Source organism: Lactobacillus johnsonii ATCC 33200, from assembly GCF_000159355.1.
Classification (GTDB): domain Bacteria; phylum Bacillota; class Bacilli; order Lactobacillales; family Lactobacillaceae; genus Lactobacillus; species Lactobacillus johnsonii.
Genome location: NZ_GG670120.1, coordinates 259,852 through 281,964, shown reverse-complemented (window position 1 = coordinate 281,964; position 22,113 = coordinate 259,852). Strand labels below are relative to the sequence as shown.

The 22,113-nt window shown below is 33.7% G+C and carries 17 protein-coding genes, 2 tRNA genes, 1 other RNA gene and 3 pseudogenes; 2 read left to right on the top strand and 21 right to left on the bottom strand.

What is annotated here, in order from left to right; translation table 11 throughout:
• The first annotated feature begins 663 nt into the window (after positions 1-663).
• Positions 664-1,575, top strand: a pseudogene (locus HMPREF0528_RS01390) (phosphatase PAP2 family protein).
• Between the two features lie 226 nt (positions 1,576-1,801).
• Here the strand turns inward: HMPREF0528_RS01390 and HMPREF0528_RS01385 are convergent.
• The 7 genes and pseudogenes from HMPREF0528_RS01385 to HMPREF0528_RS01355 form a co-directional block, all read right to left on the bottom strand.
• Entirely contained in the window at positions 1,802-2,821 is a 1,020-nt protein-coding gene (locus HMPREF0528_RS01385) for a serine hydrolase domain-containing protein (protein WP_004894092.1), read from the bottom strand.
• A 57-nt stretch (positions 2,822-2,878) separates the two neighbouring features.
• Positions 2,879-2,951 (bottom strand) — tRNA-Gln (locus tag HMPREF0528_RS01380).
• A 5-nt stretch (positions 2,952-2,956) separates the two neighbouring features.
• Positions 2,957-3,028, bottom strand: a tRNA-Glu gene (locus HMPREF0528_RS01375).
• Positions 3,029-3,179: 151 nt separating this feature from the next.
• The gene (locus HMPREF0528_RS01370) at positions 3,180-3,620 is read right to left on the bottom strand and encodes a hypothetical protein (protein ID WP_004894090.1); all 441 of its coding nucleotides are present in this window, start codon (positions 3,618-3,620) and stop codon (positions 3,180-3,182) included.
• Positions 3,613-4,769 (bottom strand): annotated as a pseudogene (locus HMPREF0528_RS01365) (MFS transporter). The gene HMPREF0528_RS01370 and the pseudogene HMPREF0528_RS01365 overlap by 8 nt, the downstream one beginning before the upstream one ends.
• Positions 4,770-4,873: 104 nt before the next feature.
• On the bottom strand, positions 4,874-6,217 hold the full coding sequence (locus HMPREF0528_RS01360; RefSeq protein ID WP_004894083.1) for a glucose-6-phosphate isomerase: 1,344 nt from the start codon (positions 6,215-6,217) through the stop codon (positions 4,874-4,876).
• A gap of 82 nt (positions 6,218-6,299) precedes the next feature.
• Complete coding sequence (locus HMPREF0528_RS01355; RefSeq protein ID WP_034525049.1) at positions 6,300-6,902, bottom strand: VanZ family protein; 603 nt, start codon at positions 6,900-6,902, stop codon at positions 6,300-6,302.
• Between the two features lie 159 nt (positions 6,903-7,061).
• Between HMPREF0528_RS01355 and HMPREF0528_RS01350 the strand changes: the two genes are divergently transcribed.
• Positions 7,062-9,254: an LTA synthase family protein gene (locus HMPREF0528_RS01350; RefSeq protein ID WP_004894079.1), complete on the top strand. Its 2,193-nt coding sequence runs from the start codon at positions 7,062-7,064 to the stop codon at positions 9,252-9,254.
• Positions 9,255-9,295: 41 nt separating this feature from the next.
• Here HMPREF0528_RS01350 and HMPREF0528_RS01345 read toward each other — a convergent pair whose 3' ends face one another.
• The 14 genes and pseudogenes from HMPREF0528_RS01345 to comGC form a co-directional block, all read right to left on the bottom strand.
• On the bottom strand, positions 9,296-10,747 hold the full coding sequence (locus HMPREF0528_RS01345; RefSeq protein ID WP_004894077.1) for a sensor histidine kinase: 1,452 nt from the start codon (positions 10,745-10,747) through the stop codon (positions 9,296-9,298).
• Between the two features lie 3 nt (positions 10,748-10,750).
• Positions 10,751-11,461 (bottom strand): response regulator transcription factor, encoded by a 711-nt coding sequence (locus tag HMPREF0528_RS01340; RefSeq protein ID WP_004894075.1) that lies wholly within the window; start codon positions 11,459-11,461, stop codon positions 10,751-10,753.
• Positions 11,461-11,853 (bottom strand): SdpI family protein, encoded by a 393-nt coding sequence (locus HMPREF0528_RS01335; RefSeq protein WP_034525189.1) that lies wholly within the window; start codon positions 11,851-11,853, stop codon positions 11,461-11,463. The genes HMPREF0528_RS01340 and HMPREF0528_RS01335 overlap by 1 nt, the downstream gene beginning before the upstream one ends.
• 24 nt (positions 11,854-11,877) lie before the next feature.
• Positions 11,878-12,843, bottom strand: a complete 966-nt coding sequence (manA, locus tag HMPREF0528_RS01330; protein WP_004894069.1) for a mannose-6-phosphate isomerase, class I — start codon at positions 12,841-12,843, stop codon at positions 11,878-11,880.
• Between the two features lie 59 nt (positions 12,844-12,902).
• Positions 12,903-14,071, bottom strand: a pseudogene (locus tag HMPREF0528_RS08930) (MalY/PatB family protein).
• 2 nt (positions 14,072-14,073) lie between these two features.
• Entirely contained in the window at positions 14,074-14,964 is an 891-nt protein-coding gene (locus tag HMPREF0528_RS01315) for a DUF3737 family protein (RefSeq protein ID WP_004894060.1), read from the bottom strand.
• 237 nt (positions 14,965-15,201) lie between these two features.
• A complete protein-coding gene (locus tag HMPREF0528_RS01310; protein ID WP_004894057.1) occupies positions 15,202-17,568 on the bottom strand; it encodes a glycoside hydrolase family 68 protein in 2,367 nt (788 codons plus the stop codon).
• 246 nt (positions 17,569-17,814) lie between these two features.
• Positions 17,815-18,181, bottom strand: a transfer-messenger RNA (tmRNA) gene (gene ssrA / locus HMPREF0528_RS08925).
• Positions 18,182-18,237: 56 nt separating this feature from the next.
• Positions 18,238-19,446: an acetate/propionate family kinase gene (locus HMPREF0528_RS01305; RefSeq protein ID WP_004894055.1), complete on the bottom strand. Its 1,209-nt coding sequence runs from the start codon at positions 19,444-19,446 to the stop codon at positions 18,238-18,240.
• Positions 19,447-19,471: 25 nt separating this feature from the next.
• Positions 19,472-20,473, bottom strand: a complete 1,002-nt coding sequence (locus HMPREF0528_RS01300) for a class I SAM-dependent methyltransferase (RefSeq protein ID WP_004894051.1) — start codon at positions 20,471-20,473, stop codon at positions 19,472-19,474.
• Between the two features lie 205 nt (positions 20,474-20,678).
• Positions 20,679-21,182 (bottom strand): competence type IV pilus minor pilin ComGF, encoded by a 504-nt coding sequence (gene comGF, locus HMPREF0528_RS01295; protein WP_004894050.1) that lies wholly within the window; start codon positions 21,180-21,182, stop codon positions 20,679-20,681.
• Between the two features lie 5 nt (positions 21,183-21,187).
• Positions 21,188-21,406, bottom strand: coding sequence for a hypothetical protein (locus tag HMPREF0528_RS01290; RefSeq protein WP_004894048.1), 219 nt, complete (start codon positions 21,404-21,406; stop codon positions 21,188-21,190).
• Complete coding sequence (locus HMPREF0528_RS01285) at positions 21,396-21,812, bottom strand: type II secretion system protein (protein WP_004894043.1); 417 nt, start codon at positions 21,810-21,812, stop codon at positions 21,396-21,398. Before HMPREF0528_RS01285 ends, HMPREF0528_RS01290 begins: the two co-directional genes overlap by 11 nt.
• On the bottom strand, positions 21,809-22,105 hold the full coding sequence (gene comGC / locus HMPREF0528_RS01280) for a competence type IV pilus major pilin ComGC (protein WP_004894040.1): 297 nt from the start codon (positions 22,103-22,105) through the stop codon (positions 21,809-21,811). The genes HMPREF0528_RS01285 and comGC overlap by 4 nt, the downstream gene beginning before the upstream one ends.
• Positions 22,106-22,113 lie beyond the last annotated feature (8 nt).

Below are 22,113 nucleotides of genomic sequence, written 5' to 3'. Positions count from 1 at the left end.
ACTTCAGCATAATATTACATTTTTGTCCCCTAATATGACTTCGAAAACGGGCTTCTAAGCTTAATATACTTGTTATATGTTCAATTTATTTATAATTGTTAAAAAAGCTCTGAAAAGCGAATTTATCATACATTATGGACTTGCACCGCTCCTTATGCTGAATACCTTCCAATGTTGTTGGGTAGGAGGATGCAGCACCAATATCAACCAAATAAAAAGGGGCTAGCTCTGAAGCTAACCTCATTCATTAAACATTAAAAGTAAATTTATAAATAAGTCATACTTGGGTTTTTATCGCTATGGTTTGGGTTTAAACGCGTGAAATTGTGCTTTATATTAATACCCTGCATCTGCAAATATTGACCAAGCAGAGCTTTTAATCTGTCCTGCGATCTATTATTATTGTTTTGGATATTCATTTTATGTATACTTCCATTTTTATAAATTGATTGAGTGGTAACTGGTCAGAGTTGCTGCTCTTTTTATTTTGCCAATAAGTCAGCCAATAAGGTGGTAGAAGCTGTACTTCGTACTAACAATATTAACGAACATACTTAGAATATAGGGTTACGGTCAATGTCATTAAGTTAGGGCATTGACTTTTTTACCTAAAATTAACTTGATTAGTGGGCGTTTATTTACTTTGAAAGTCTATCCTAAAACTTGACAGGAGGGATTAATTTGAGCGAAGAGAATCAAAAGAAGCTGTTTGGCATCTCAGCGATTATTTGCATTATTTTATTAACGATTACCTATTTTGGTGATTTAGCCATCAGCAATACCTTAATTAATTATCACAGCTGGGTAGGGACGTTTTGTCAGACTTTTGGCGAGTTTCCGGTTTATCTTATTTTTGCCTTATGTGGACAGATTACGATGACTTATGCCTGGAAAGGCGACTGTGAAAAGCTGCTGGCAGGACCGTTGTTTGTTGGCGGGCTTGCACTGTCGCTTTGGCAGAGCAAGAAGTATGTCAATGAATTCTTGGGCTATCTGTATTCGGCACAAACTAACCTTAAAAACGGTAAGGCGATAGCAATGGCCAACAGCGACTCAGTAAAGGGCGGTTATGCAGGCTCAATGATTATAATGGTCTGGCTGCTGTTTTTCGTTATATTTACGCTGTTGGTACAATGGTGGCTGAAAAACAAAACGACTAAACAGCTGACTCGCTATATGAAAATTGCGATTTTGGCGTCATTGACGGTTTGGTTTGCATTGGAAGTTAATCTGACCTTAAAAGACCTGTGGGGACGCTATCGCCCATATGAACTCACGAGCGGCAATCATGAATTTACCAATTAGCTGACGATCAATGGCGTTAATGGGCATAAGTCATTCCCATCCGGGCATGCGATGGCGGCAACGTTATGCATCGTTTTTTCATGGTTCGTTTCCAACAATAAGCGTAAGATCTTTTTCATTGGTGGCATCGTTTATGGTGTCGTGATCGCTATAAGTCGAGTAATCGTGGGCGCACATTTCCTTTCGGACGTTACGTTCTCGTTTTTCCTGACCGCACTGATCATCTTTATCATGAACGGTCTTGGTAAAAAGCTAATTGAAGATTTTTAAAAATCAGGGCTGTGACCATCGAAAGGTGACCACAGCTTTTATTTATGTGTTAAAAGTCATGAGAATACGCCACCTTTGATAAAATTTCTAATCAAAGATAGCGTAAAACGGTTTCAAAAATTAAGCAAAAAAAACTCATCAAATTCTGATGAGTGTTCTAAGACGTTCTCCGTTCAGAGTCAATGTCTTAACTTAATGACATTGGTCAATTGACATTATCCCTTTTTTAATTTTTATAGACATTTTCTTTCAAAAACGTATCAACAATCTTTTCCCTCATTGCAAGAAAAATATGATTATGTCCGCTCGGATGGATTCGATTTGTTAAAACAATCATTGCGGTTTGATTAAGCCGATCAATTAGCATAAATGTTCCAGTAAAGCCAGTATGGTAAATCAATGGGTGTTGGTCAACAGGATCAAACCGTAAATCCCATCCCCAAGAACGAGGATGTACTTTCTTAGGCGTTTCAACTTGAAACAAGTTAGCTAGTGTAGCCTGCTCTAGAGGTAAGACATCATCACGCAGTCCTAAATAAGCTTGGGTTATCTTTATTAAATCCTCCAGATTTGCAAACAAGCCTGCAGAGCCACAATCCTTTCCTAGTACGCGAGCTTTAGGATCATGCACAATCCCTCGTAACATTTTTCCACTTTCAGTTAAAGCGGTAGGAACGCACTCATTCGCCTTAGGATGAAAAGTTGTCTCTTTCAATTTGGCAGGTAAAATAATCTCCTGCATAATGATATCTTGCACAGGTAGCCCATAGATTTTCTCAAGAACTAATCCCAATAAAATAAAATTAGTATCGGCATATCGCATTTTGGTTTTAAATTCATCAGTCACTGGTAAGCCTATAATCGCCTTCAATAAATCGGGGGCAGCTAATTCATCACGATTAGGAATCCATCCCCGAATTCCACTAGTATGGGTTAACAAATCACTAAGGCGAATACGTTCATCTTTAAATTCAGGAATAAAATCTTTAAGAGGTTCTGTAAAATTAAGTTTTCCTTCTTCTTTCAGCTTCAAAAAAACATTAGTTGTTCCTAACACCTTAGTTAAACTAGCTAAGTCATACAGAGCAAAAGGACTAAGTTGCTCAACTTTAGGTATCAAACTAGCAAAGCCAACTGTTGAGGTAAATACTTGCTTTTTTTTAATAAAAGCATAATTTACTCCAGGAATAATCCGCTCACTAACCATACTTTCAACTAAATGTTGAGTCTTAAAAAATTCTATCATCCTTACCACCTGGATTATAAAATAAAACCGCCAGATCAGTGATCTGACGGTAACGTATTGAGATATTCGGGCTCGAACCGAAACATCCAGGAACCAGAATCCTGTGCCTTACCAATTTGGCTATATCTCAGTATATCACCCGTACGAGAATTGAACTCGTAACTCCACCTTGAGAGGGTGGCGTCTTAACCATTTGACCAACGGGCAAATTCAACATATGTAAATATAATTGAATATTGTAAATCTGTCAAGTTACATTGCCATTTTTCTTTGAAAAGTAATTTAAAGTGAAAAAAAGCTGCATCACGTCTTACTCACCATGATGCAGCTTTTCAATTATATCACTTATTTTCACTCTTTATGACATACTTTTTGTAGTTTTCTCAATATCTTCTATTTGATTAATATTCATTTTAGCTAGATTTTCTTTTAACTCCACCCATTGCTTACTCAATTTCTTATTTTTTTGTTCTGCTTGTTTCTCCGCATAAGCAACTAACTTTTCTAAGTTAGCGTAGTTTTGAAGTAACTGATGGGATTGATTTTTCAATAACTTCTGATCTAAGTCGGTTTTATTTGCATCTTCACTAACTTCTAAAATAGCTCGAACTTGTGGCTGACAAAAATCTTTCAAAATACCAGCAATCTCTTGTAATTCTTCAAAACCGCTTCTATCAAAATGTAATAAATCTTTTTGTTCATCCTTTTCCACTAAATCCGTTGCAGCTTCATTTCTAAAATAAAGCTCTTGAGCAAAATCGTGTATGGTCTTTTCCATAGCTAAAAAATTATTATTCATCTTTAGTTACACTTTCTTCTCTTGTAGGTTTTTCTTTATCTAGTTGAAACATAAACCAATCACACACTAACATCAAAATTCCATAAAAACAAATAATCATCCATGTGGTTAAGCTTAAGCCCCAATTAGCTAATAAAAAGCTCCCTAGCGCCATTAAAAACGCGCCACCATATAATGGCACTTTTGCTCCTAGGCGGTCATATAGTCGACCAAAATAAGAATTCAGGAGTCTAGCAACAATACTGCCTGGAAGTAAAACGAGTCCCCCAATTAAAGATGTTTGTTTATTAACGATTTGGATATAGTTAGGTAAGACAAAACTCACTCCAATATTAATAAACTGAAGCAAAAAATAAGCACATGCTCCAAAAATAAATGCCCTATCTTCAAAAACTGATAAGTCAAGTAGCTTACTAGTAGAACGTTTAGAAATTCTGACAAATATGATGAATAAAATTGCGGCTAATACTAATAAAATCCATAGACGCCAATTTTTCAGTCCTTTACTCAATTGATTTACACCGATTACTAAACTTACCATCCCTGCACTTAAAATTGCGTAAGCCAGCCAATTAAAAGATTTCTTTTTTACTGGATGGTAGCTTCCAATCACAAAAATTCCAGTAATAAAAACTAATAGTGCGAAAATTGTAGAAATTATAAAAATCCACCGCCAATTAAGGTAATAAGAAATGCTTTCCCCCAAAAGCTGGACCGAGAGTCGGAGCCATTGCTACTACTAAACCAGCAATTCTCATATATAGGCCCCATTCATCTCTCTACATTACTTCTACAATCAAATTAAACATCATTGGTGTACAGAGACCCACACCTTAGACTCCCTAACAATAAAATATAAAAGTTTAATGCAAATGCTGAAATAATACTTCCAACCATAAATGCAATTGCAGCTGTTACAAACAATTGCTTAGCAGTAAAACGCTCGTTTTGATAAGAATAACTAATCATAATTATTGCAATCATCAATAGATATCCAGTTGTAGTCCACTGAATTGTATCTAAAGATACGTTAAATTGTTTCATCATCGCAGGAAAAGTTACATTTAAACTTGTTTCAGTTAAAATTCCAACAAAGGACATGAACTCTGTTGCTAGGACAGCCAATGTATTTTCTGTCTGTTTTTTCATTTTTTCTCCAATAAAAAAGAGCGGAGGCAATTAGCCTCTACCCTTTCTTTAACTATTATCTAGCTATATTCGATCTGCATACTATAAAAATATGCTAAGTAGATTTATTTTAAGCGTTTAGTTAAATCATCATGTAAGTCTTCATAACCAGGTTTGTTTAAAAGACCAAACATGTTTCTCTTGTAACTTTCAACACCTGGTTGGTTAAATGGGTTAATACCATTTAAGTAGCCTGAGATACCTACAGCTAATTCAAACCAGTAGATTAAGTAACCTAAAGTATGAGCTGCTTGATTTTCAATATCAACAGTCATAACTGGTACACCACCATCAGTATGAGCTAGAACTACACCTTCGTAAGCACGATCATTTACGTAATTCATAGTTTTACCTGATAAGAAGTTTAATTGATCTAGGTTTTCCTTATCGTCAGGAATAGTTACATCATGTGTTGGGTGTTCAACACGAATAACTGTTTCCATTAAGTTACGACGACCTTCTTGGATGTATTGACCAAGTGAGTGAAGATCAGTAGTGAAGTTAGCACTAGATGGGTAAATACCTTTTTGATCTTTACCTTCTGATTCACCCATTAATTGCTTCCACCATTCACCAAACATTCTTAATGATGGTTCATAGTTTTCAAGTAATTCAGTAGTGTAACCTTTACGGTAAAGGATATTACGCATTGCTGCATATTGATAAGGACTGTCCTTTAAAACATCTGGATCAGTGTAAGCAGCACGTGCATCTGCAGCGCCCTTCATCATAGCATCGATGTCACCACCAGCTACGGCAATTGGAAGCAAACCAACAGCTGACAATACTGAGAAACGACCACCAATATCATCTGGAACTACGAATTCTTCGTAACCTTCTGCATCTGCTTCAGTCTTCAAAGCACCCTTAGCACGGTCAGTAGTTGCGTAAATTCTCTTAGCAGCTTCTTCTTTACCATATTTCTTGATTAACTTATCCTTCAATACACGGAAAGCAATTGAAGGTTCAGTAGTAGTACCAGACTTAGAAATAATATTAATTGAAAAGTCCTTATCTCCTAACCATTCAAGCAAATCGTAAAGGTATGAACCTGAAAGAGAATTACCACAAAATACTACAGTTGGGTACTTTTCTTTTTCTCTACCGTAGAAAGAGCTATTTAAGAACTCAATTGAAGCTTGGGCACCAAGGTATGAGCCACCAATACCAATACCAACTAAAACTTCTGAATCATTTTGAATCTTTTTAGCTGCTTTTTTAATACGATCAAATTCGTCTTTATCATAATTAATTGGCAAATCAATCCAACCACGGAAGTCACTACCTGCGCCAGTACCTTCGCGTAATTCTTGATCTGCAGCAGTTACCATTGCTTGCATTTCCTTTAGTTCATTTTCATGAACAAAAGGAGTTAATTTACTTGCATCAAAGTGAACAATTTTACTCATTATTTAAACTTCCTTTTTTTGTAACTTTTTCACATACAAACCTTATTTTAGCAGTTACTTCTTCATAAAACTAGAGTTTTTCTTATAAGAATCTATAAATAATTCGATATAATATAAATCCAATTATAGTCCCGCAAACATTAAAAAATACGTCATCTATATCGCTTACACCAGTTTCTAAAACAAATTGCAAAGATTCAATAATTACGGATAAACATCCCCCAGCCAAAATGGTTCCCACCATACTTTTTTTCTGAATAACTGTAGGAAATAAGAAACCAAACGGGATGAACCATAAAACATTTCCAAGCGAATTATAAAAAAAGTCAAGTAAACTCTGACCATGAGTCAATTTCAGCGTTTCTTTCATAAATACTAAGTTTATATCGCTTAGACTACGATGGAAATTAAATGTCAACTGCCATGGAAAATATGTATCTCTAAATACTGTCAGCATTAAGAGCAAAATAATATAAAAACTAAAAATCCATACACAAGCTTCTGACTTTAAGGTTCTTCTATGTCTCACCAATAGTAGCCAGAACAATCGAATAATTACAAAAATAATAAAGTAAAAAAGTGTCTTATCTAAGCTATACAAAATCAACTTAATTAAGGCAAAGTGATTAATATGCGCTGCATAATGGTGAAAAATATATTCATATAAGGATTGTAAAAAAAGCATAACCTAACCGACTCCGTAATTTTGGCTTAATTATAACGTAAAGATCTCCATGAAAGATGATTTTTTTCAAAATATTAAAAAATCGCAAACCTTTAACAAAAGTTTGTCGTTTTTTGAAATTACCAGTAAAATATTCCTTATTAAAAGGAGTAGTGAAGCGTGAATAAAACAAAACGTAATTTCTGGCAAACTAGAATTGGTTTCTTAACAATCCTAACACTTTGTTTTTGGGCAAAATATATGTATGCGGCTTACTTTGACTTTAAGCTTGGCTTAAGTGACCCATACCAGCACTTCATCGTCTGGTTAACGCCTTTAGGCACATGCATTATTATTCTTAGTTTAGGGCTCTATTTCTCTAAGCCATTAGTCTCTTATATTGCAATGCTAGTTTTAGACACAATAAATACGATTTTGCTTTTTGCAAATGTCATTTATTATCGTCAGTTTTCAGACTTTTTAACTAGTAAAACTATTCAAAATACCGGAAAAGTATCACAAGGACTAGGAAAGAGTACGGTTGCTTTACTGCATCCCAGCGATATTTTTCTTTGGCTGGATCTCATAATTATCATTATCTTATTGATTATTAAAGTTATCAAAATTGATCCACGTAAGTATGGATTTAAACGTCCATTTGCTGTCTCATCATTTGGCGTTTTCATGTTAACTTTAAATATGTTTTTAGCTGAAACCTCACGTCCACGATTATTAAGAAATACATTCGACCGCTCTTACGTAGTTAAATATCTTGGACTTGATACTTATTCAGTATATGATCTCTTAAAAAGTGCACAATCAAACCAAGTTAAGAAAAATGCTAATGCAGAAGATATTAATCAAGTACTCGACTTTACTAAAAAACATTATGCAAAAGCAAATCCGGAATATTTTGGTAAAGCCAAGGAGAAAAATGTCATTGTCCTACATCTAGAAAGTTTTCAACAATTTCTAATTGGATTAAAAGTTAATGGACAAGAAGTTACTCCATTTCTTAACTCACTCTATCATAATAAAGACACCGTTAGCTTTAGTAACTTTTATCATCAAGTAGGCTTGGGACGAACCAGTGATGCAGAAAATATGCTTGAAACTGGCACATACGGCATTTCAGATGGTTCCCTATTTTCATCATTAGGATCTGAAAATACTTTCCAAGGTGCACCTCAAATTCTTCGTCAGACTGGATATACTTCGGCTGTTTTTCACGGTAATATAGGAACTTTTTGGAATCGAAATGAAGTATATAAAAATTTAGGATATAACTATTTCTTCGATGCAAATTATTTCTCTCAAAAAAAGAACGACAAAATCGGATATGGCCTAAAAGATAAGCTATTGTTTAGTGAAAGTATTAAGTATCTTGAACAGATTCAGCAACCATTCTATGTTAAGTATTTGACTGTTACTAACCATATTCCATTTCAACTTGATCAAGAAGATAAAGATAATAACTTTACTACTACAAATACTTCAAATACAACCATCAATAATTACTTTGAAACAGCGCATTATCTTGACCAATCAGTTAAAGAATTCTTTGATTATCTAAAAAAGAGTGGCCTTGATAAAAATACAATGGTTATCCTTTATGGAGACCATTACGGTGTTGGTAGTTCAGATGATGAATTATCTGCTCTTGCACCAGTATTAGGTAAAGATTTTAGTAAATGGACATCTTATGACACAACAGAACTTCAAAAAGTTCCTTTCATGATCCATATGAATGGAATTAAGGGGACAATTGATAACAAGCTCAGCGGTGAAATTGATGTTCTCCCAACGTTACTTCATCTTTTAGGAATTTCAAATAAAAATTATATTCAATTTGGTCAGGATTTATTCTCCAAACAATATCGACAAGTAATTGTGTTTAGAAACGGTACTATTGTTACTCCGAAATATATAATTATTGGCGGTAAAGGTATTAAGGGAACAATTTACAATCATCAAACTGGGGAAAAGATCACTAAATTTAATAAAAAGCAAAAAGCTGAAATTGCTAAATTAGTTGAGTATGGACGCACCTCTCTTCACTATTCCGATTTGTTAAATAATCATAATCTGCTACGGTTCTACACTCCAGCTGGCTTTATTCCAACTAATCCGAACGAATTCGACTACAAAATTAACTATCAAAAAATGTTGCAATTAAGAAAAGAATTAGGTAACAAATCTACTTCTCTTTATTCTCAGCACAAGGGGACAACTACTGAGCTCTATACAACTGATGCTTCAGAAATTGATAAGGATGAAATCAATAATATTCCTGAGAATATTCAATCAGCTACAAGTGAAAAAAATAAAAATAATCAAAACAGTTCTCCAGGAAAAGATAATCTCGATAAATAGAAAAAGGGTAGTACTTATATTTTTAAGTACTACCCTTTTTGTTAGTCTTTAATAAATTCCTTATAACCCTTATCATATAAGGTTACCGTAAACGTTGCACCCTTTCCAGATTCTGAATCGACGTTAATCTTACCGCCATGCTGTTTAATAAGAGATAAAACAATCGAAAGTCCTAAGCCAGATTCTCCCGAGCCAATTTTCGCTCTCGATGGATCTGCCTTATAGAATCTTTCAAAAATGTATTTCATTTGTTTCTTATTCATTCCAATTCCTGTATCGGCTATTTTAAATTGGGCGCCATGCTCAATCCTCTTAGCAGAAATTGTAATCTTTCCATTTTCAGTAAATTGTAATGCATTTTGAACTAGATTAACCATTATCTGAGTGAAACGATCTTTATCTGCATAAACTTCAACTTGCTGCGGACAATTTAAAATCAACTCATCATTCTTTTGAGCAGCTTTTTGCTTCATTTGTGTTAATAAATTTGCTAAAATTTCAGTTGCATTGAATTTTGATTGAATCAGACTAATTTTATTATTTCTAATTTTTTCGTAATCTAAGTTTTCATTTACTAATCTAATTAATCGTTTTGTTTCACTGTGCATTAAAGCAATAGACTTAGGTTTGGCTTCTTCAGGAATAGCATCATATTCAAACCCTTCTAACAAACCGTTAATTGTAGTAAGCGGAGTTCGCATTTCATGAGCAGCATCAGCCACAAATTGCTCTCGTCGCTTTTCTTGTGCCTTAATTTCATCGTTTGATTCTTTTAAAGCATTAACCATAATATTAAAATTACGTGCTAAATCATCAATCTCATCAGTATCCTTGTGTTTTAGATGGATATTAAAGTCTCCCTGTGCGATTTTTTTAGTAGCATTCGATAAAAGCTTAATCTTTCTTGAAATATAGTACGACAAGATAAAACTGATCAACCCACCAATAACTAAAGAACTAAGTAAAGCTGTCAACAGATTATGCTTTTCTCGTACAATCATTTGTTCCACATTTTGCACACGTGAACCGATCCAAATTACTCCCACCAGTTTTCCTTTACTACGCCAGGGAACAATTACACTAGTATATGCATCTTTATTTGAAAAAGAACTTACTCGTCCATCCTCATGATCATTTCTAATGCGAATCGTCTTACCATTCTTTAATTGTTTAAACAACTTTTGCGGTAAAGCCCAGTTCATTGTAGTTTCTGGATAAATTTGTCTATTTTTATTATTAAAAATGTGAAGATTTACATCTTCGCATTCCATTACTACCTGTAAATTTTTCAAAAATTTAGCATCTAATTCATGTTTAGGATTATCTTTCGCTAAAGCTAGTTTCCCAATCGAAGTTCCATATCCTTCTAAGCGAGTGTAACTTTGAGAATAGGCTTGAATAGTCGCAAAATGAATAGTTGATGAGCCAATAATTACAATACTAGTAATTATTACCAGCAAAAAACCTAAAATTTCTTGATAGAATAACTTCAACTTCTATACCTCAGAATCATCAAACTTGTAGCCCACACCCCAAACGGTTTGAACTACTTGCGGACCAGCTTTCTCTAATTTTTGACGTAATTTTTTAATATGAGCATCGACAGTTCTTTCCTCACCGAAAAACTCATATCCCCACACTAGCTCTAAAAGTTTGTCTCTTGAAAAAACCTGCTTTTGCTTTTGAGCCATAGTATAAAGCAAATCAAATTCCTTAGGGGTCAAACCTTCAACAACTTTATCATCAAATCGTACTTCTCGACGGTCCTTCGAAATTTTTAAATGCTTAGTTACTACATCATATTTTATGCCATTAGAAGCATGCATATCCTTTTCCAGATGGCTTCTGCGATATAGCGCCTTGATCCGTGCTATTAAGGCCAAAGGACTAAAGGGCTTAGTAACATATTCGTCTGCACCAATTCCCAATCCTAAAATCTGATCAGTTTCTGAATCTCTAGCCGTTAACATAATGATCGGTATTGAGATAGAAATAGCTCTAATCTCCTTTGCTACTTCTATACCATCTTTTTTAGGTAAATTAAGATCTAGCGTAACGATATCATAAGAGCTTGGATCTGCCTTAAACATTTCAACAGCTTCTACTCCATCTTTAGCTATATCTACGTCCCACTGCTCTTTACTAAAGAACATTTTCATCATTTCCGCAACAGAATTGTCATCTTCAACCATTAATATCTTTAGCATTATTTGTCCTTAAATCCTTTTACTCTAGTATGTTTAATCTTATCCGGTTCAATATAATCATGTGGCAACTCATGCCGAGCACGCAAAAAAGCCTGCAATTTCTTTTCAGTTAAGATTATCGGAGCCAAGATAAACAAATAAAAAGTAAGCAACCAAATTAAAAAGTAGCGATCCCAATGCAAAAAACGAATTCCTAATCCTAAAAGAGTTTGGATCAAACCAAATAACATAAAATAATTACGAGCTACTTTTTGTGCATACTGGTAGCTTGCTTCATTAACTGAAGCTAAATAGGACATATATCCATAAATTCGATTAGGGTTGGGCGAAGGAGCAATCAACCAAATGACCCCGATTACAAACATTATTACCCCGCAACCAATATAAATCATTTGAACAACTCCATTCACTTAAATTTATTCTTTACCCGGAGCTGAAATCACTAAACGTAAGTTACCGCTGAAACTAAAGTTCTTCATTTCGTTAGGAATAATAAAGTTGCTTCCTAATTTAATATCATACTCTTTACCATCAGCAATAAACTTACCGCTACCTTTAATTACAGATACTAGAAGATAAGGATGATCATTTAAACTCCAAGCAAAATCTCCATCAACATCAATCTGCCATAAATAAAAATGTGGTGACATCGGTGGTTGTGCTAACGTAGTAATCTTAGCATCTCCTACTGTTTCTGATGTAATTTTCAGTTTCGGATCTTTATGTGGTACTTGAATAGTATCAAGAGATTGCTTAATATGCAACTCTCTCTTCTTTCCCGTCTTCTTATCTACGCGATCCCAATCATATAATCTGTACGTTACATCACTTGATTGTTGGGTTTCAATAACCATAATACCCTTTGTTAGAGCATGTACAGTACCAGAAGGAACGTATAAAAAGTCTCCTTCTTTTACAGGTACATAGCGTAAAAGCTTTGACCACTTTCCATTTTTAATCCAATCTTCTAGCTCTTCCTTGCTCTTAGCGTTGTGCCCATAGATAAGTTTAGCAGCTGGTTCAGCATGAAGCACGTACCAACTTTCTGTTTTCCCTGAATCATTTTCATGAATTCTGGCATATTCATCATCTGGATGAACTTGAACTGATAAATTATCATTTGCATCTAAGAATTTAACTAGTAAAGGAAATTCCTTTGCTTTTGGATTACCAAATAACTCAGGATGCTCTAAATATACTTCTCGCAATGTCTTTCCTTTAAATGGACCTGCATTAACAATTGAAGCATCGTCTTTGTATCCTGAAATTACCCAGGCTTCTCCAACCTTTCCATCAGGAATATCATATCCTAAAACAGTATTTAATTTACGACCACCCCAAATTTTTGGTCTAAAGTATGGTGTTAAAAATAATGGTTCCATAAAAAATCACCTCAATAAAAGTATATATCTTTTTGAGATGACTTTGAAACCACTTTCAGTTATTTTTTAGAAAAATTTTTAATTCCAGTAATCAATCGTTCAATTCCATCCTCTACCATCGATATTGGTGAGGCCAAATTAAGACGTAAAAATTGACTCCCGTTACCCCGATAAATGCTGCCAGCTGAAACAATTAAGCCAGTTTCTTTTCGAAGATAATCTGCTAATTTTTTACTATCTTTTGAAATTTCGCTTACATCTAACCACATTAAGTAAGTTGCAGGTCCAGAGACAATCTTTACATTTTTCAAGTTTTTATTTATTTCATGTTCAGCATAGATAAAATTCTCTCATTAATTGTATCTAATAAATCATGCAGCCAGTTAAGTCCTTCCGTATAAGCAGCAATTGTTGCCGGAATAGCCATTAGATTTGGCTCAGCTAATTCATCGCTATTGAGTCCTCGATTAACAATTATGCGTAAATTCTCATCAGGAATGATTACCGTAGCAGCATGAAGAGCAGCAACATTAAAAGTTTTACTTGGTGATACGAGGCTGATTACATTATTTCTCAATTCTCTGGTAACAGAAAATGCGGGTGTATATTTTACATTATTTCTAACTATGTCACCATGGATTTCGTCCGATACCAAAACCACATGATACTTTTAACATAAAGCTGCTATTCTCTCTACTTCACTACGTGACCACACTATTCCTGTAGGATTATGAGGATTACAGAAGAGCATTAATGTGGTCAATGGATTAGCTAATTTATTTTCTAAATCTTGCCAATTGATCTCATATTTTCCATCGTGATAGCTCAAATCACTTGATAATATATGACGACCATTATTCTCAATAGAATTATAAAAAATATTATAAACTGGCTCTTGCACCAATACATTATCACCAATATGGGATATGCGTCTGATAATTGATGAAATTGCTGGTACTACTCCAGTGACAAAGATCATCCATGTTGGATCAGCATTAGCTCCATGCTCTAGTTGATACCAACTGCTTACAGCATTAAAATAGTCCTCTCCGGCTTCTTCATAGCCAAAGGCCCCAAGCTTAAGCTTTTCTTGCATTGCCAAAATAATTTCAGGAGCTGTTTTAAAATCCATGTCTGCAATCGACATTGGCAGTTCATTATCTTGTATATTCCATTTTACAGAATCCGTATGTCTTCTATTTACTACTGTCTTAAAATCATATTTCAAATTTATTCACCTTCTTGATTTTGATCAGAAACGGATACTTCTCTATCAACTGGTTCTATAGAAATAATTTTTGTAGCCTTAGGATCAACTTTAGTAGGATCAATAATTACCATTTCTATCTTTTTAGCCTTAATTATTCCTGAAATTGGATTTTTAATACTAGTAATTTTGCCGTTTATAGTTGCTTTAATATTACTACATTTTTCAAAGGCTAAACGCGTTTGATTTAAGATACAATTTTCTAAAGTAACATAATCCATGTAACATAGTCCCTGATCACTCTCAATAGTACAATCTTTAAACGTAATATGACTACTATTCCAGCTCAAATATTCCCCATCTATCTGATAATTAATCAAAGTTACATTCTCACAATTCCAAAAAGCATCTTTTGAAACAAAACTACAGTTCTTACATACAATATTTCTAGCTCCATCAAATACGTAATTTCCAATTACTCTAACATTTTCCATGTAAATATTAGAGCTATCTTTTCCAAAATAATCCCCGTTAATTTCTGTATTTTTAATTGTAATATCTTCACAGGTCCACATTGTCTCTTCTGCATTGGAAAAGAAAACATGGTCTAATGTGATATTTTTGCATCTTCTAAATAACTTTGGAGCTTGCAGATTAGAATTTTTAATAGAAACATTATTGGTATACCAGATTCCACTTCGAGACATTGTTTCAAACATCGTATCAGTGATATTAATGTTATTTGAATACCATAAAGGATATTTATATTTAAAAATAGTGGCTTTTATCTCTAAATCTTTGGTTTCTTTTAAAGGAGATTCTCCTTCACCAAAAGTAACATCTTTTAAAATTGTATTTGAAAGGCCATACAGGGCTCTTTCTCCTTCAAAATATTTTTCTTTAATTTCTTGCATATATTTCCTCTTTTATTAAAGCTTTCAAACATCTAGTCTAAATTATGAAAAGTAATTGTCTAATATTTGATAAGCATACTTAAATATACTTCTGACCTATAGATAGGTAGTACTCCATTACTTTTCTAACTTATTATAGAAAAAAGCTATTTTTGAGAAAATTCACATTTTTTCATCCTAGGATAAATTATATTTATAGCAAAAAAGATAAGTTCAACGGAACTCATCTTTTTTAATTTAATTATTGCGTTTACGTTTTGAAACACCTGTTAAACCAACAGCACCTAATATTGAACTTACAGCACCTAAAACAACTGCTGCAAAGCTATTTTTATCTCCAGCCTTTGGAAGTTTAGACTGACTAGTTTTCTTAACTGGATTCTTTGAAACTTCTGGAGTTGGAGTTTCAGGAGTAGTTGGTACCTCTGGTTTATCTGGTGTGGTTGGGGTTTTAGGAGTAGTTGGTACATTTGGAATAGGAGTTACAGGTTGGTGTGGCTTCAAGTTGTATCCACCAATTAAATCCCAATCAACTGGTTTTCCCCATTCTCCAGGAAGGGCAGCACTATTTGGAGCAGCTTTTTCAAGTACACCCATCATATCTGGGTTTTCACTACTATCATCCCAAATCCAATCTCCTTGGTTAGTCATTTTAGCTAAAACAGTAGTAGTGTTATCTGGATTAATTTGTAACAAGAAACTTGGTGCCCAAGTTGCATGCATACCCTTTCCAGCAACCTCACCACGATTAGTGATGTATGAAGTAATTAAAAGTTGATCATCTCTTCCTTCTATTGGAACTGCATAGTATGAATAAGTTGCAGTACGCCAGTTAGCCGGTACAGATGCAGTTAAAACAACGCCAGATTCATTCAATGGAACATAGCCATGAGTTAAGTTATCAGATACATAACCAATCATAGCTACATTATCACCAACTGCTTTGTTAGTTGCCATCCAAGCATCATCGTTACTACCACGGTTTAATCTAGTAGCAGCAAATAAGTAATACTTATTACCTAATTTAACAACATCAGGACGTTCAATTTCATCACTTACCATTGGTGCACTAATAAGTGGGCTGTAGACCTTTGCAATACTTGGATTCTTAACATCATCATTTAATTTAATGATACCAATTGCAGCGTTTGACCATTTAGCTCTATCTTTAATATCGGAGTTAGATAAAATTTGGAAGAAATCACCTAAATTATCCTTGTTAGTACCGCCGTAATTTAACCATTGATAAATTTGATCATCACCTTGATAATTTTCGGTTCCAGTACTTGCTTCAAACACAAGGTAACGATTACCATTATCATCTTCAATTACGTGTGCATCACGCATTGCAATGTTGTCAGCACCTTTATTAGTTTCTTTCCATTGGTCATAAGTTTGGTAGTGGTAACCATCACCTTCAAAGACAATATGATCGTTGTCAACATGAGCAATAGAAATCTTATCCTGATCTTTTTCAAGATTTAAGTAAACAGTTGCACTAGCGAGTTTTTGATGATTAGTGTAGTTATCACTAGTATCAACCTTAGTGTAGTAAAGTTGAATTGAGCCATCTTTATTTAAAGTTGCTGATCCAGACCATTGTTGAATAACTGGAGTACCTAGGCCGAAAATAGGACCAGCATTCTTCCAATGATTAAAGTCATTATCACCATACTTGTTGTAAAGAAGATAAATGTGGTTATCATTGACGTTTGGAACTCCCATCATACCAATCACTAATTGGTAGCCTTTCCAGTTAGATACGTAACCAGTTTTTGCATCTTGAACAGGCCATGAATTCCAAATTTCCAAATCTTCTACTTTTCCACTTTGAGCATCAAGTGTTTTAGCAGCAGGCATATTTTTAATTTTACTTGCATTGAAGAATGGAACAGCATAACGAGCATCTTGTTCAATTAAAGTTTTAGCAATTTTTTTAAAGTCGTTGTAAGTTAACTGAGTACCACTTTTTGCTTCTTTGGAGAAATTAATTTTATTTAATTCATTAATTTGATCATTAGTTAACTTGCTAGTATCAACACCAGATTCTTCAACGATATCTTTAACTTGGCCCTTTAATTCAGCTTTAGTAGCATTTTCAGCTGGCTTTACTGAACTCTCTTTATTTTCCTCAGTATTTGTTTTATCTACTGCGTCTTTCTTTTCAACTTGTTTTACATCATCTTTTTTAGTATCACTAGTTGCAGCATTAGTTGTCTTTTGATCACTATTATTTACTACTTTATCAACAGTTGGTTCAGCTGTAACTGTGTTTGTATTTTTCACATCACTTACTGGAGCATTAGTAGCAAGTGTTTGAGTATTATTTTCTGCAGTTTCTTTATTTTCGTTTGATTTCTTGGTGTTAGCATTTTCAGCTACATCACTAGTACTTTTATCTGTACTATCTTTTTCAGTTACTTGCTTATTATTTACTGAAGTAGCAGTTACTTCTACAGTTTGATTTTCATTAACATTGTCTGCATTAGTAGTCGCAGCATTTGTAGTTGATGCACTTAATACAATTGCTGCTGTTGACAAGGTTCCCATTAACAAAGATTTTCCGCTTAAAGATATCTTTTTATGATTTTTATTTTCCAACATCTTTTCTCCTCCTACATGTTAAGCGTTTAACATTTCATCTAAAAACCTATCATCTTTTTATAAAAAAATAAATAAAATTTAGAAAAAATTGTATAGATTTAGAGAAAATCCTTTATTAATACCGAATGTTAAACGATTATCAATTTTATTTCAAAACAGAATTTGCTAATCACATTCTTGAATCTTCAACATAGCAATTAATACATACATAATAAAAAAGCCCGTAAGTAACTTACAGGCTTTTATTTATGGAGATGAGGGGAATTGAACCCCTGTCCAAACGTATTTCGTCGTTAACATCTACGATCATAGTTATATTACTTAAAATTCGCTTTGATAAAACGCCATATAACAGGGCTAAACTATCAAAACTAACCTAAGAATCTTATTTCTAACTATTAAGGTAAGTAGTTAAACGTAGCTCGTTAAATGGTAAGACCCGTAGATAGACACGAGCAATCCATCTTTGGATCACGCAGGCTGACTAAGCAGCTACTGCGTAAGAATTTTCGTTATTTGCAGTTATAATTTAACTGTGACGTTTTTAACGTAGACGTGACCTACGAATCGCAGTTAACGCGAATCTACGCCTGTCGAATCCCAAAACATCCCCAGATGTTTCAATGATATCACAGTCCCTATTAAAATGCTATAACTTTGATTTTAACCTTATTTGTTTAACTTATCTAATTTTGCTAAACGAACAACATCACGTGCAATCATTAATTCTTCATTTGTTGGAACAATCATAGCAGTAATTTTTGAATTTGGTGTAGTAATCACACCCTCATGATTAGTTTTGTTGGCTTCTTCATCATATTCAAGACCAAGCCAAGTAAAACCATCCATAATTTGCTTTCTTACACTTGCATCATGTTCCCCAATACCTGCTGTAAAGACTAAAACATCTAATCCGCCCATTTCAGTCATGTAGGCACCAATATAACGAACAATTCGATTAATGAATATATCTTTTGTAAGTTGAGCTTGCTTATCACCATTTTTGATAGCTTTTTCAATATCTCTCATGTCTGGTGAAATTCCTGAAAGACCCAATAAACCAGATTCGGTATTCAACATCTTGATAACTTCGTTAAAACTAGTAATGTTTCCCTTTTTCATAATAAATTGAAGTAAAGAAGGATCTACATCACCACTTCTGGTACTCATCGTAATTCCTGCAACAGGACTAAATCCCATTGAAGTATCAAAAGATTTTCCATCTTTAATAGCAGTAACTGATGCACCACTACCCAAGTGACAAAGAACCATCTTTAAGTCCTCAACTGGTTTATTTAAAAGATCAGCAGTGCGACGTGATACATAGCGCGCAGAAGTACCGTGTGCACCATATTTTCTAGCACGGAACTTTTCGTAATACTTATAAGGAACAGAATATAAGTATTGAACTGGATCTAGTGATTGGTGAAATGACGTATCAAAAACAGCAACTTCTGGTACATTAGGCAAAACTTTCATGAAGGCATAAATACCATCTGCCTCAGCTGGGTTATGTAAAGGCGCATAGTCACTAATATTATAAATTTTCCAAAGATTATCTTCAGTAATTACTGTACTATCAGTAAATTCTTCTCCACCAGCAACTACACGGTGACCTACGCCCGCAATATCTTCTAAGGAATCAATAACATTATATTCTTTAAGCCAGCTAAGTAACTTTTGAACAGCTTCTTCTTGGTTAGCAATATCACTTTGTTCATCATGTTGACTACCATCAGCTAAAGTCATAGTAAAAACAGAGCCTGGTAATCCTACCCGGTCAGCCATACCAGATGCAATTACTTCTTCATTATCAAGAGAAAATAATTTGTACTTAAATGATGAACTACCTGAATTTACTGCTAAAACTTTTTTCATATATATACCTCATATACTTATAAAATTAATCTTTATTTTTATCATACCAATCATTTAACTTCATATTAAATGCTACTAAAGATTCTGGTCCTTTTAGTGAATCTAATTTAGCTACCAGTACTTCACGCTCCACAGCATGATCTCCATGATTTTGGAAAACTAAAATCGATTTTTGCTGAATTTGGCTTGAAAACATATTATCTGGCAAATCTACAATAGATTGAATATTAACTTTTTTTGCTAACCAAGTCATGAATTCAGTAGAGCCTTTGCCAGTAAATAGCAATCGTGGTACCACTAAAAATGCAAAGCCATCTCTCTTAAGATTATTTACAATTTGCTCAATGAACAAAGTATGGGCAAATGAATGTCCTTCTTTTGCATGATTTTCATAGCGTTGAGCATTATTATCTAGTGGATAGTAACCTACCGGTAGATCACTTAAGACAACATCAGCCTTTTCAATCATCCATGGATCTAATGCATCTTGGCAATACAAATCAATCTTTAAATCTTCAAGATGCGCACCAATATCAGCCAAGTCTAAGAGAGATTCCTCGTTATCAATTCCAATTAGATTGTAATTATTTTGAGAATGATTCTCTTGTATTAACTGTCTAACTACTGAATAAAGTAAATTTCCAGTTCCAATGGCTGGATCAACCACAATTTTTTTACCAGTAGGAACAATTTTTTGCCAAATCAAAGCAATTATTGTAGCGACCACCGATGGTGTAGGCATCAAGTTATAGTCACGAGCATCTTGAGTAATGGCTTTTAAAGCTAATAAAGTAAATATTTGTACTTTCAATGCCCGTGGCAAATTATCATAATCTAATTGACGATATTCTTCAGTCAATTCAGCTACAGTTTCCTTATCGGGAGCACCTGACTCAACTTTGATCTTCCCGTTTTCTAAATTATCAAAGGTTTCCGTCAATGCAGATGAAAAAGAAACATTAAGAGCCTTTTGTAAATGCTCAATAGCTGTCTGAAATTTTGGATACAATTCTTCTACTTTTTGCATTTTTCTTCCTTCTTTAATATTCCTTCTAATATTCTATAGGTATCCTCAAATACTAGCAAGCACTCCTTATTACTTAGAGAAATAATTTATTAAAGAAAGATTGCTTTCCATATTTTCAGTAAAAGTATGCTGGTACATTAACGTAAAAGTAATACAGATATTAATAAGCAGTAAACTACTAACCAAAGCACTCCCGTTTACTCGATTAACTCTTTTTTTCTTTCTCATCAGCTGGATTCACTTCCTTTTTTTCTGGTAAATCTGTTTTAAAATACATTTCACTTTGTCTACCATCTTTTTCAGTTATCAGGATTGTAAATGAATCTTTTGACGTAGAACATCTAATTTTTTTAACTTTAAAAAGTAGAGGCATATGTCCACCCTCATCTGTCCGCATTCTTAAAGTATCATTTGAGCTTAAATCAATCACATACGTCTCATAAGTTGGATCATTCTTCTTTTTATCAGAAAATTTTCTGAGAATAATTTTAGTTGGGTCTGATCCAGTTGTACTTACTTCAACATGCCCACTTTCTTTTAAAAAATTATTTACTTGTACATAACTATATGCAATTTCATTTATTCCACTTTTTTGATGATTAATTTTTCTAAGTGTATTTACGAGTCCAAAAAGTATTTGCGCACATAAAATCGTAACCGCAATTGCAAAAACTGCCTCTAATAAAGTAAAACCTTTTATTCTTTTCATTATTTTTACCTATGATAGACATGATCATGGACTAATAATGTTTTCTTATCACTATGTTTAAAAATATATTCAGCATAGGATTTATCTACTCTTTTTTCAATTTGCTTTTCCGTTTGCCTATTTTGCTTAAGTGTCAAGCCCAATAAAATTACTCCCAAACAAGCAATTGTAAATCCTAAACATGCTTCCCAGAAAATAAATCCTTTTATTCTTTTATTCTTCAACCATTCTTCCCCATGTCATTTGTATTTTTATTTTATTTTCTTTCTTATCATTCTTAATGGTAATCGTCCGTGGTGAAATTGTTCCACGATTGCTAATGTAAAGATTATCAAAATTGTAAACCCTAATATGTTTATCTAAATAAACTTGCGAAACCTTATGAGGTTCCCTTATTTGAATTGAAGAATTATTATCAAAATATGACAAAAAATATGACCTCTTTTTTACTGTTGCTAGATGTAAATACTTATTAATGGTAGATTTCACTTGACGTGTACTATTATCTAAAACCACCTGTTCCTTGATATTCTTTACATAAAGAGTTGGCATCAAGACTAGAAGACAAACCACTGCTAATGTAACTACTGTTTCAATTAAGGTAAATCCTCTCGTTTTTTTGAAAATCATTTTTGTGGTAATTTTTCATATCTTTCTTTTTGCTTTTGAGAAATATACTCTTTTTTTACAAGTTCTTCTAAGGAAGTTCCATCTCCATTATCTTCAGCCAGCTGTCTTTGTGTCTCAATTGTTGTTCTTAAAGCCTCATCAGTCTTACTCGTAGCTCTATCTTTTTGCTTGCTTAGTCCCGGCACAATCAGCAAAATCAGCATTGCAATGATAGCAATTACAATTACCATTTCTACTAAAGTAAATCCTTTTACTTGCTTATTTTTTATAATAAATTGTTTTAATTTTTTCATTTTATTTT